Raw genomic sequence first — 11532 nt, 5'->3', positions numbered from 1 at the left:
AAATGGGGCGAGTTTCAAATTATTAATGGTGGGGCGAGTTCGCTATTCTCCGCCCGATACCGCAGGCGGGAGGGTTTTCGATGGCGGATGCGCCGGCAGAGATTCCGACGGTGACGTATTTTCTCGTGCTGCTGCAGCGCGGGGAGAACCATGCGGCGGCCGCTGAGCATTTCGCGGCGCATGTGGAGTTCGTCGGGGCGATGGAGGCGGCCAAGACGGTGCTGCTGGGCGGCAGCTTCGGCTCGCCGATCGAGGGGGCGGACGGGGGTTATCTGCTGCATGTCGCGAGCCGGGCAGAGGCCGAGGCGGTGGCGGCGCGGGATCCGCTGGTCAGGGCGCGGGTTTGCGAGGCGAGAATTGTGGAGTGGGATCTGGTGGGGATTTGCCGGGGGGCGATTGATGCGGCGTTCGGGGAGGAGGGGTGAATACGTTCCAGGCAATTGACGCTGAGTTCAATGAGGAACTGGTGCCAGACGCTTCTCGCACCCTATTGATCCGGGCCCCGAGGCAGCACGCGGTGATCTGTCGAAGAGAATTCTGGCTCCAGATTCTCAAGTCTTAGTTTTTTTGACGTCACATCTTCTGGCGGACTCAGGATAAGCAATCGACACAAAGCCTCATCCTGGCCATTGAGATCAATCCAGTTTCGCAATTTGAGCCAACGGCGTTTTAATATCGGGAAGGAAATAACATTGTCCGGTTCCGTATCAATAGATATTCTACTAGTAGAACTTGAGGATCTAGTCCGATCGATGCCGAGTCGAGATAAGATTCGGCTGGAAACTGTCGAAAATATGATTTGGCTCGGGCGAGTAGCGGCGGCTGTGGATCAATGGAATCCCGTTGTCAGTATACGAGTTAACCTCGCCCTGAGTAAACTAGACTCATCTCTTGCCGTCACTGTCAGCACAGGATACAGGGAAATAGCGGTTATACTGGCACAAGCTCTCAGCGATATTAGATTGAGAACTACGGGTCCCACCAATATCGCCATAGGCAAAGGCAGTGTTTTTGATTATTTTGACGAGATTAGACGCATCCTGCAGGGGGCAACCGCAGACGTGTTTTTCGTCGACCCTTATCTTGATGCAGAGTTCGTGTCTAGATTTCTAGGATCGATCAGAGACAATGTGAACATACGGTTGCTGACAACCGACAAGAAGCTCGGAGCGCTTATACCTTCGGTGGATGCATTCGCCAAACAATACGCCGCCAAAATTCAGATACGATCTTCGTCTGGATTGCATGATAGATACGTTATAGTAGACGGACAAGATTGCTATCAATCTGGTGCGTCCTTCAAAGATGGTGCTAAGCAAGCGCCCACAACCTTAACTCAGATTGTCGATGCGTTTGATGCAGTCTCCAGCACGTATGAGAAAATTTGGAACTCAGCTATTGTCGAAAGGTAAGGTTTTAAGAAGAAAAGTGCCTATCCAAAAAATGACTCCAACCCTTTTACTTACTTTCTCCGACGCAAAGGGATGGCGCTCAACGTCCTAGCCCACTATCCGACAGGCCTCCTGGCGATGCTCGGTCGAGATACCTCTCTCCGCATCCTTGCTACGGGCACACCATCCCAACTCGTGTCTGCTCCCTCCCAGAAACGAACAAAGGCTTCAGCGGCTTCTCTCGACACGAATGCCCGGGCTGCAACACATTCGCCTGCGAAGCCTGGAGCGGTTCCATCCTCATAACGCACCCTGTAGCCGTCGCCGTCGGAAGTAATTTGAAGCGCCGAGTTCTGCCATGGCCGCAAATCCGCGGCTAAGGCGGCGAGTGCGAGTCCCAGCATCGCGGGAGTAGGATTTCTCGCTCCCTCCCATTCCTCAATGGTTCGCTTGGAGCAGCCAAGTAAGGTCGCGAGGGCGCCTTGGGGCAGCCCGTACCGGTTGCGAAATGCTCGAATATCGTCGGATTGAATAGCTATCATGACCTGTACATTCGATGTGAGTTGTCGCCACATACCATGTGACAATCGCTAAGGAAAGAGGTCGGATTTTTTGACTCAATGTCGCCGGGGTTGATGCCTCCAGCCTTCCGCTTGTGGTCCAGCATAGAGTCGGGACAATGGGTCGCCGACCGCCATTGGGGGAACTCACTCATGCGATCCATCGCCTCTCGCGCCGCCCTGGCGCTCGCCCTAGCCGCCATCTCCGTCCAGGCCGCCCACGCCGCCGAGCCCGCCGCCGTCCTGGCCAAGCCTGGCGGGTCCTACGACCAGCGCGCCGCGGATCAGGCGACCTGCAAGGCCATCGCCGCCCAGGCGCCGGCGGCCGACCTGCCCGGGCTCAGCTATTCGGGAGCCGGCGGAGGGGTGGCCTATCCGGACATGGCCACGGCGGCGGGCGGGGCGATCGCCATGCTGATCATCGCCGGCATCGAAACCAACCAGGCGCGGGGCCGCGCCGTAGGGCTGTGCCTGACCAACATGGGCTATACGGCCGTGACGCTGACGCCGGAGGAGGCCGACGCCTGGCGTGGCCTGGCGGGCGGCAGGCGGGAGGCCTGGGAGCGGGCCTTCCTGGCCACCGACCTCTCCGGGCGGATCGAGGCCGCCACGCGGCCGAGCGTGCCGCAACTTCCGCCCTTCCGGGAAGAACCGGGGACCATCGGCGGCGTTCGGGTCGACATGGCCTCACTCGCCGCCACCGGCGGACCGGTCAGGAAGGGCGAGGTCCTGATGACCGGCAGGCTGGCGCGCTTCCGCACGGCGGTGCTGGCCCAGCCGTTCGAGGGTGGCGGAGCGATCCGGGTCGAGGCCAAGGCTGGAACGGTCTTCCAGCTCATCGATGTGCGGCCGCAGCGGTCGCGCTGGCTGCGCAGCCAGGCCGCCACCTGGTGCGCCCAGGTCAACGAGACCACCCAGGGCTCCACCTCGCCGCAGAACTACTGCTTCTACAGTCTCCGCGACGGCTACGAGGCCGTCCGGGCCCAGGGGCGCCCCTGGCTCTGGGGCGGCTATGGCGGCATTCGCGTGCCCAACATCGCCGGGCCGATCCTGCTGGAGGAACGGGCGGGCGGCGACGAGGCGCCGATCGACTTCGAGGTCAGGCTGGTGGCGGTGTCGAGCCGGCGCATCGGCGTGGCGGTCACGGCGCGGAAGGGCGAGCGCGCGGTCGGCCTGCAGTATCGCGACCTGCCGCTGGGGGCCGACGGCAAGGCCGTCCTGCCCCTGTGGTCGCGGCGGCTGGTCATCACCCGGACGTCGGCGACGGAAGCCACGGCTGTCCTGGACGACCAGGGAGACGGCCAGGGCTGGCGCGAGGGCGACGCCTGAAGACTCTGTTTTTACGCGCGTTTATTCCGAAAACCGGTTCCCACTTTTCGGAACGCGCTCCAGGGCCTACTCGGCCTCCGCCGCACCCGAGCCCTTCAGGCTCCAGGGGGTCGATTGATAATAGTGGCAGTAGGCGCCCGTGGCCGCCGGCGGCTGGTCGGCCGGGAACAGGGTCACGTGCCAGATGCGCCAGCTGGGACCCCAGATCCCGACCTGCTGGAAATCGATGGCGTAGTAGCCGACGATCTGGTCGCCGGACCGGGCCTCCCAGACGCCCCGCGCCGACAAGGCGTCGCCTCCGACGATGAAGCTCAGCCGGTTGAGAGTCGGCGTCGGCTCATCGAGCCGGGCGCCGAGCGCGTCGAACTTTACCGGGCCGTTCACATCGACATAGCCGGCGGTGGGCTCTTTGAACGTGAAGACCTTTTTCAGCGCGCCGGACTTGGCCCCCGATTTCAGGTCGAAATAGGCAGTCAGAAGCGTGGCGGAGTCGGCGTTGGCCCGCTCGATGTCCTTGGCCGCCGGCGGCGTCCCCGCCTGGCAGGCGGCCTCGGCGGCGGCGGCGGCTTGCTGGGCCGCCATCTCCCCGACGACCTGGCCGATCCAGGCCTGCGCCGACGCAGAGACCGGCGCCGTCGCCACGACACATCCCGCCAGCACGGCGGCGACCGCGCTCGAACCCGAGAACTTGAACACCTGGCCCCCCCAGTCAATCACAGCGCGAACCGCGCCAGGACGACCAAGCTAGCGACCCCCGACGCGGCCCGCAACGGGGTGGCGGCGCAAGGCCGCATCCGGTTGAACGAGGGGAAACTGGCGCGCCCGGACGGAGAAAGTTCGAACGAAGTCCTCGAAACGCTCGAACAATGGGCTGAAATCCTGCGTGACACGAGCCTGGATTTTCCCGAGCCGTACTAGCGGACGGGACGAGTCCTAAGCCCTTCTAACATATCCCAAAACCTTTACTCGCGGCTGCCCTGCCATCCCCCCGGATGTGCGGGGTTGGTCGCCTATTGTCTTTGATCCATGAGAGATGCCGCCAAACACCGCACCCACGTAACCATTCGGGTGTCGCCGGAGCAACGCGCCCAACTGGAGCGTCTGGCGGCGGGCATGCCCCTTGGTCCCTTCATGCTCTGGCGCTCTCTCGACCCGGACTCTCCGCCGCCCCGCAGCCGGGACAAGTTCCCCGTCAAAGATCACATCGCCATATCGCAAGTGCTTGCCCGGCTGGGCGATAGCCGCATCGCGAACAACATCAATCAGCTTACCCGTCTGGCCCACACTGGCTCCTTGCCAGTCTCGCCTGAGACCGAAGACGCGCTTCGTCTTGTCTGCCGCTACCTGGTGGAGATGCGCCGCCTTCTGCTTCGTGCGCTCGGCCTCTCGGACGTACCGCCATGATCCTGAAGGGCTCTCAACGCGGCAGCGCGAAGCAGCTCGGCGCTCACCTGCTCAAAACCACGGAGAACGAGCATGTCGAGGTGCATGAGGTTCGCGGCTTCATCGCCGAAGATGTCATGGGCGCGATGCACGAAGCCCAGGCGGTCGCCAAAGGGACCAAGTGCCGCCAGCACCTATTCTCCGTCTCCCTGAGCCCCCCAGAAACCGAATGCGTCCGCGTCGAGACCTTTGAACATGCCCTTTCCAAGATCGAGGAGCGGACCGGCTTGGGCGGTCAACCGCGCATCGTCGTCTTCCACGAGAAGGAAGGCCGCCGCCACTGTCACGCCGTGTGGTCGCGCATCAATGCGGAGACCATGACGGCAGTGCCGCTGCCCTTCTTCAAGATGCGCCTGCGCGAGGTGTCGCGGGAAATCTATCTGGAGAACGGGTGGCAGATGCCGCGCGGAATGATGGATTCAAAGGCGCGAGATCCGAGGAACTTCGATCTGGCGGAGTGGCAGCATTGCAAGCGCATTGGCCGCAACGCCCGCGATCTCAAGTCCATCATGCAGGAGTGCTGGGCAGCCAGCGACAGCGGAGCATCCTTCTCCAAGGCGCTGGAGGAGCGGGGCCTTTATCTCGCCAGAGGAGATCGGCGCGGCCACGTCGCCCTGACGTATGAGGGCGAGGTCTTGTCGGTCGCCCGCTATGTCGGGAAGAAGACGAAGGAGATCGCGGCCAGACTCGGTCCGGCTGAAAGTCTGCGCGATGTCGAAGCAACGCGCATGCGGATCGCGGAAGTCATTGCGCCGAAGCTGCGCGGCCTGCTCGGCGAAGTGGAAACGACACGCCAGCTAGAGGCCGCGCGCCTCGATCAGCAGCGCCAGGCGATGCGGACGCAACATGCTTCGGAGCGGAAGCGCCTGGACGAAGGCCAGCGGGCGCGAAGCGAAGCTGAAGGGCGCGCGCGGGCCGAACGCATGCGCAGCGGCCTTGCTGGGCTTTGGGACAAGCTGCGCGGCGAGCATGCGAAACTGCGGAAGCAGAACGAACTGGAAGCCTTCATGGCGCTCCAACGAGACCGCGTTCAACGAGGCACGCTCGTCACCGCCCAGCTTCAAGACCGTCAACAGCTACAGGCGGAAATCCGCCAAGCCCGGCAACGTCACACGCTGCGCGTGACCGAACTCCATCGCGATCTTGCTCGCCAGCAAGTGCCGCAGCCAGAGCGCCCCACCACGTTGAGCGAAAGGTTTGAGCGGATGGCGGAACGGCAGACGCCGCTCTCGCGGCTCGACCGTCTGCGTGAGCCACGTCAGCGGAATGAACGCGGTCCGGAACTGGAGAGGTAAGGCCGGTCGCGTCTGCTGATTGAAGCGCCGCGCCTCAAGGGCGCGGCGCGAATTTTCACTCCACTTCCGTGGGTGCGGAAAACCCGGCGAGGAAATCCGCAGCTGCCTGCGCCTTCGTCGCTGCCGTAAAGATGGCGCGCGCATCGCTCTTGAGCACCTTCAGCCATGAGGCGATGTAGGGCGCGTTCTCGGTGCGCGGATCATTGGGAAGACCGAGGCGACCGCACAGGAACGCCGCCCCCAGTTCGGCAATCAGCTCCTCAACGGCGTAGCTCTCGGAACCGAACCGGCCCGAGAGATCGCGGTCCAGCCGCGTCTTCGCTCCGCTCCAGTGGGTCAGCTCGTGCCCAAGCACAGAGTAGTAGCCGCCCGCGCTTTTGAACTGAGCGAAGGGGACCATTCGCACGACATCGCGGCTCGGGATGTAACAGGCCTGATTGCCTTCGTGTTGGATGATGGCTGGGACCGCCGAAAAGAACGCCTCGGCCCGTGCAATGCGCTCGTCTTCTGACAGCGCCGGGACCACCGGTGCCTCGTACCCTTCCACCTGATCGGCATTGAAAACGCTGTAGGCGCGCGCCACGAATTTCGCGGGGGAGTGTTCCTCGGTTCCTCGCGCCTCTTCCTGCCCCTCCCTCAGGTTCTTCCAGAAAAACACACTCGCTGCTTTCTCGCCCTTGCGGACCTGCGCCCCCTTTTCCTGCCACTGCTGATAGGTCGCCCATGTGCCGGAATTGAAGCCCTTCGCCTCGGCGATCATCCACAGCGTCACGATGTTGAGGCCTCGATAGCTGCGGCCTGTCACGACGTTCTGGGGGTTGGTGATGTCCTGCCGCGAGCGGTGCCAAGGCATCTTGTATAGGCCCGCGCCCTCTTCAATGGCGGCCACGATCTGGTTGGTGATGGTTTCATAGATGGAGGTTTTCACGGTCCTTTTTCCTTCGGGTTTGGGGTTCAGAACTGAACCCTTGCCCGTCGGCGAGACCGGGGGTGTAAGCGGAGCGGGAGCCTTCGCGGGGAACCGGCTGGCAGGAGCGCGCAGCGGTCCGAAGCTGGGCGGAAGGCTCTCCGAAGCGCGCCAGGGGCGGAGCCCCAAGCTCCTTTCGCGATAGGGATTGTTACCCGAAGGGACGAGATCGCCGAGCGAAGCCCGGCGGTTCGTGGCGATGCCTAAAGCCCGCCCGCGCCGATGCGCGAGATCGCCAGATCAGAGGACAACTTGAAGTTCTTGACCTCAACCTGAGCGTTGCCCAGAGTCTAGATAACGAGCGATAGAGATGACGAAACCGAAGACGCCAAATTCAGCATTTCCGACCAGACGCTTTGAGGGGACCGTCTCCAAGGACGAAGTTTCTGTGAGCGTGGCCTTTAGCGCCGAAGTCAATGCGCGGGGTGAACTGAAGCTCGTTTTCGACCCGTTGCCCCATACAAATGAGACCTTCGCGCTGAGGCGCGGCCTGTCACGCGGCGAGGAAGTGACGTTCTGGTCACTCAACGCGACAGGCCCCGAAGGCGAAAGCCTCTCATCCGACAGCTTCCACCTCACAGGCTACAGCAGCAGGACCGGTGAGAACGGGGATGATCTGACCATTCAGGGAACATGCTCTGAAGTGGAGATTGTCCAGGAGCTTTCCGAGCCATCGCCGTTTCCGCAGTTCCGCTGGACCTTTCGGCGGTTTCGCACCTTCAGCCGCCTGGGCCACCCTATCGAAGGGGGGACACTCTATGCTGGCGGCGCGGCGCCCAATCCGGAAGACGGGCAGCTTATAACCGGCTTCATCGCGATCCAGTCCGACCAGGCTGAAGTGGAGCCGGAATGGTGGACGAAGATCGAAGCCCGCGCCGATCATGTTCGGCGGGTGCTGTCACTGGCGAGCGGTGTCTATCTCCGATCCTACATGGAGGACCGGCTTGAAGGGACGACGCATCGTCTGCGGGTCTTCAGCCTGAGCAAAGCGCCAGAGCCGTTCCTCGCTCCGTTTCATTTCCTGAACCTTGAGCCGATTTTCAAATCCGCCTGCACATCGAGCGCAGAAGTCTGCGCGCGGTTTCTTGAGCTGGATCCCGCTCTGCGCTGGCTCCTCAGCCCCGCCCACTATGATGAGAGCCGCCTGCTTGGCGCGATGACCGCGCTCGAAAACATTGTCGAGCAGGCGTATCCAGCCAAAGAGTTTCCTCTCGTTAAGCGAGGCGCGTTTGATCGCTTCGCTAAAGCGGTAAGAGCGCTCATTCGCGAGCACGATCTGCCTGAGCCGGTTCTCTCGAAAGTACCGGAGCTGAACAGGGCAAGCTTCATCGACAAGGTGCAGCGCTACGTCGATGAGCACGGAATTGTCGTCGCCGATTTTCCCCATGGCGGTCTTGAGCCGGTGATCAAGGCTCGCAATGCGGTCGTGCATACGGGCATCTATTTTAACGACGAGCCCGGCGAGATCGATATCTGGGACCACATCCTGGTCGCCCGCGAACTCGTGATCCGAATTCTGCTGAACGCGCTGGAGTTTGAGGGAAACTATTTCAGCGCGCTTCACGGCGATGAACAGCTCCGCTTCCCAAGCTGCCGCCGTCTTGCCGACAAGCAGCACCACGAAATTCCAATCGATGATCCTGCCGGTGAACCCCGGCCTGTGGTCAGGCGGTCTTCGCGAGAGAGCACCGAATAATGTGCCGCTAGCCATTTCAGGCCCCACCCTCAACCTGGCAGGGTGATTTGGTCAGCATTGCCCCAGGCGAGATTTAAGGGCTAAGGTATAGGAATGCTGATAGATGAAATCGAAGCTCCTGGATTTACTGAAGACCTGAAACAGTGTGTCAAAGGCTGGGGCATTTCTTACTTTACCCAGGTTCAGGTGGCTGCACTCAAAGCGGGTATCGTAGAGGGGAGGAGTCAGATTGTCTGCGCCCCGACCTCATCCGGCAAAACCCTTGTCGGAGAGATGGCAATTCTGGCCGCACTCGAACGCGGTAAGAGATGCTTGTATCTCGTGTCCCACAAGGCGCTTGCCGACCAAAAGTATTCGGACTTTTCGGAGCGCTTCGGAGACGCCTCGCCTGAACCTAGAGCCTCGGTTGGGCTGAGCACCGGCGACCGCGATGAAGGAGAAGTATCTCCGCAGTTGCTTGTAGCCACCTACGAAAAGGCCCTGGCCCTTATGCTTTCCGGCCAGCTCGAACTCTCCGCTTCGGTGGTAGTTGCCGACGAACTGCAGATCTTGGGGGAAGACACCCGAGGCCCAAACATCGAAACGCTCTGCGCAATTTTCCGGCGGCAGGGTCTCGACCAGTTCGTCGCGCTGACGGCAACTATCGGCAACGCACAGGAACTAGCCGACTGGCTCAACTGCGCACTGGTGTCCAGTCATGCGCGCGATGTCGAGCTTCATCAGGAGATCTGGAACGGGAACTCCGCCTATCGTGTCCAGTTTGGTCAGGAGATTGGAGCGCCCTGCCATGCGGGTCAGGTGCTGCCTACAGACGCCGTCCAAGTCGTTCGCCACCTAATCAATATGGGTCGCGGCCCCGTCTTGGTCTTCACGGAATCGCGCAACGAAGCGAGTGATATGGCGACGCGCTACAGCCAATCCTCGGTTCGCACCGTCGATGGGATGGCCCTGGCGCAACAACTGGAACTTTTCTCAGAGCCAACTGAGTCTTCTCAGCAATTGCAGCAGAACGCCCAAAAGCGGGTCGCCTTCCATACAGCCGATCTCACCTCGCAAGAGCGGCAGGTGGTTGAGAAGGGCTTTGTCGATTCCAGTTTCGATGTCTGCTTTGCGACATCGACGTTGGCCGCCGGTGTCAATTTTCCCTTCAAGTCGGTCGTCTTCCCAAAGCTCACCTACCAATACGGTGATCGAGAAGGACGGATGATCGCGCGCTCCGACTATCGAAATATGTCGGGGCGGGCGGGCCGCCTGGGTCTTCACCCGGAAGGCTTTGCGATCTTGTTGCCGAGAAATCAGCGCGAACTCGCCCACGCCAACACGGTTATCTTGCCCGATAATGACAACATAGATTCACAACTCGTGCGCCTTTCGATGCGCCGCACGGTGCTTGCGCTGGTGACGTTCGGCGTCGTCAACAAGCGGGAACTGCTCACCGAGTTTTTCCAGCACAGCTTCTACTGGCACCAAATCCAGGAGCGGAATCCCAAGAAGCTTGATGACGTTATCGCCACCGGCCTCAAGTCGGCGGATTGGCTGATCGAGAACAAGTTGGTGGAAGAGGACTACGGACTTCTGCTGCCAACGCCGGTCGGCAAGGCTGTCGCTCAGTCCGGACTCTTGCCGACGACGGCCATGGCGTTCTTGGAACTGCTCGGGAAAAATGCGGACGTTCTGGACCGGGAGTTCGAGCGCCATATCCCAGCCCTGATCCATCTGGTCTGCGGGTGTGACGAGTTCAGCGGCAATCGCCCCTCTCGCTTTCTTCCTTGGCCAGCAGGGCGCGCGCCGGTGAACTCCAACGGCTTTTTGCTCGCCCAACCGCTTCTCGGTCCGCTGGATCGAACGGACAACAGGACCAACCAGTGCGCCCACGCCCTGATCCTGTTCAGTCGCGGAGAACCTGAGCGAAACATCAGACACCAGACGAATATCCCTTCCGGTCAGTTGCACCGGCTCGCGACCGACATCGCCTGGGTGCTCGATGGCCTGCGCAAGATCGCCAGTGTGCCGGAGCTTGGCTACTCGCAAACTTTGACCAACCAGCTTTCAATGCTCGCCCGCCAAATTCAGTGGGGAGCGCCAGCGGAGGCGCTCGATATGTTACGGGTTGCCCAACGTGAAGGCGTTCCGGGTTTCGGTCGCCAGCGCGCCTTGGCTCTTCTGCAGCAAGGCATCCAAACCTTTGATCAGCTCCTGGCTTCCGCAAAGGACACGCTGTCGGCGGTCCTTGGAAGCGAGCGTAGAACGACCGCACTCTTGTCGGCGGTGGCAACCTGCCTGGGGTTCCGGGGTGACCGCTACCGGAAGGTCCACATCGAACTCGCTGCCAAGCTCGGCCTCACTGATGTGATCGACAAATGCTCCTCTGCCTTGGGCGAGGAGTATGAGACCGCCATGAAGGCGCTCATGGAGGTAGAGCGGAGCTGGACGGTTACGACTGTCGATGATGGAAAGCAGCAAAATGTTCCGGACCTCCTGCTCACGCTCGGAAACAAATCAGTCCTGATTGAGTGCAAGACCACCACAAAAAACCCTCCAATGATCAAGAAGGAGGACGCGTTCGCGGTGATGCAGAAAGCCGTCGATTTCGATCCCGCTATCTTCCGTGCGACCCTGGGAAAGCCGGGCTACGACGAGCATTCGAAAAAGAAGGTCCAGGCGGCGAAGGACATCACGCTCATCGAGCATGATGTCTTTGTCGAGGGAATGCTTCGCGTCTGCGCTGGGAAGGTCAGCCCGTCTGATTTCATCGACTGGATTGCGATGCCAGGGCTGACCGAGCTTGAACGACTCGGCGGTAGCCCGAGCTATGAAATACTGCGCGAGCTGTAGCGATGTAATGCCGCCT

General features: G+C 61.2%; 10 protein-coding genes. 7 read left to right on the top strand and 3 right to left on the bottom strand.

The window, feature by feature from the left end:
- Positions 1-80: 80 nt before the first annotated feature.
- Positions 81-425: a YciI family protein gene (locus QO010_RS16880; protein ID WP_307351041.1), complete on the top strand. Its 345-nt coding sequence runs from the start codon at positions 81-83 to the stop codon at positions 423-425.
- 327 nt (positions 426-752) lie between these two features.
- A complete protein-coding gene (locus QO010_RS16875) occupies positions 753-1412 on the top strand; it encodes a hypothetical protein (protein WP_307351040.1) in 660 nt (219 codons plus the stop codon).
- Positions 1413-1507: 95 nt separating this feature from the next.
- On the opposite strand, the gene QO010_RS24030 is transcribed toward QO010_RS16875, so the two are convergent.
- A complete protein-coding gene (locus QO010_RS24030) occupies positions 1508-1933 on the bottom strand; it encodes a helix-turn-helix domain-containing protein (RefSeq protein ID WP_370873776.1) in 426 nt (141 codons plus the stop codon).
- A gap of 171 nt (positions 1934-2104) precedes the next feature.
- Here QO010_RS24030 and QO010_RS16870 point away from each other — a divergent pair, with 171 nt between their 5' ends.
- Positions 2105-3280 carry a hypothetical protein gene (locus QO010_RS16870; protein WP_307351039.1) on the top strand — a complete coding sequence of 392 codons (1176 nt, stop codon included), beginning with the start codon at positions 2105-2107 and terminating at the stop codon, positions 3278-3280.
- Between the two features lie 66 nt (positions 3281-3346).
- Here the strand turns inward: QO010_RS16870 and QO010_RS16865 are convergent, their stop codons facing one another.
- Complete coding sequence (locus tag QO010_RS16865; protein ID WP_307351037.1) at positions 3347-3976, bottom strand: hypothetical protein; 630 nt, start codon at positions 3974-3976, stop codon at positions 3347-3349.
- Between the two features lie 330 nt (positions 3977-4306).
- Between QO010_RS16865 and mobC the strand changes: the two genes are divergently transcribed.
- Together mobC and QO010_RS16855 are read left to right on the top strand one after the other, a co-directional pair.
- Positions 4307-4684: a plasmid mobilization relaxosome protein MobC gene (gene mobC, locus QO010_RS16860; RefSeq protein ID WP_307351035.1), complete on the top strand. Its 378-nt coding sequence runs from the start codon at positions 4307-4309 to the stop codon at positions 4682-4684.
- A complete protein-coding gene (locus QO010_RS16855; protein ID WP_307351033.1) occupies positions 4681-6018 on the top strand; it encodes a relaxase/mobilization nuclease domain-containing protein in 1338 nt (445 codons plus the stop codon). The genes mobC and QO010_RS16855 overlap by 4 nt, the downstream gene beginning before the upstream one ends.
- 55 nt (positions 6019-6073) lie before the next feature.
- On the opposite strand, the gene QO010_RS16850 is transcribed toward QO010_RS16855, so the two are convergent.
- On the bottom strand, positions 6074-6946 hold the full coding sequence (locus QO010_RS16850) for an ArdC family protein (protein ID WP_307351031.1): 873 nt from the start codon (positions 6944-6946) through the stop codon (positions 6074-6076).
- A gap of 349 nt (positions 6947-7295) precedes the next feature.
- On the opposite strand from QO010_RS16850, the gene QO010_RS16845 reads away from it, so the two are divergent.
- Together QO010_RS16845 and QO010_RS16840 are read left to right on the top strand one after the other, a co-directional pair.
- A complete protein-coding gene (locus tag QO010_RS16845; protein WP_307351030.1) occupies positions 7296-8681 on the top strand; it encodes a hypothetical protein in 1386 nt (461 codons plus the stop codon).
- 93 nt (positions 8682-8774) lie between these two features.
- Positions 8775-11516 carry a DEAD/DEAH box helicase gene (locus QO010_RS16840; protein WP_307351029.1) on the top strand — a complete coding sequence of 914 codons (2742 nt, stop codon included), beginning with the start codon at positions 8775-8777 and terminating at the stop codon, positions 11514-11516.
- Positions 11517-11532: the final 16 nt, after the last annotated feature.

It is taken from the genome of Caulobacter ginsengisoli (genome assembly GCF_030814835.1).
GTDB lineage: Bacteria > Pseudomonadota > Alphaproteobacteria > Caulobacterales > Caulobacteraceae > Caulobacter > Caulobacter ginsengisoli.
This window is presented reverse-complemented; position numbering and strand designations above follow the sequence as displayed.

What these genes read in the sequence shown, in the direction of transcription:
- QO010_RS16880 (WP_307351041.1), top strand. Translation starts at nt 81, where the DNA reads ATGGCGGATGCGCCGGCAGAGATTCCGACGGTGACGTATTTTCTCGTG.
- QO010_RS16875 (WP_307351040.1), top strand. Translation starts at nt 753, where the DNA reads ATGCCGAGTCGAGATAAGATTCGGCTGGAAACTGTCGAAAATATGATT.
- QO010_RS24030 (WP_370873776.1), bottom strand. Translation starts at nt 1,933, where the DNA reads ATGATAGCTATTCAATCCGACGATATTCGAGCATTTCGCAACCGGTAC.
- QO010_RS16870 (WP_307351039.1), top strand. Translation starts at nt 2,105, where the DNA reads ATGCGATCCATCGCCTCTCGCGCCGCCCTGGCGCTCGCCCTAGCCGCC.
- mobC (WP_307351035.1), top strand. Translation starts at nt 4,307, where the DNA reads ATGAGAGATGCCGCCAAACACCGCACCCACGTAACCATTCGGGTGTCG.
- QO010_RS16855 (WP_307351033.1), top strand. Translation starts at nt 4,681, where the DNA reads ATGATCCTGAAGGGCTCTCAACGCGGCAGCGCGAAGCAGCTCGGCGCT.
- QO010_RS16845 (WP_307351030.1), top strand. Translation starts at nt 7,296, where the DNA reads ATGACGAAACCGAAGACGCCAAATTCAGCATTTCCGACCAGACGCTTT.
- QO010_RS16840 (WP_307351029.1), top strand. Translation starts at nt 8,775, where the DNA reads ATGCTGATAGATGAAATCGAAGCTCCTGGATTTACTGAAGACCTGAAA.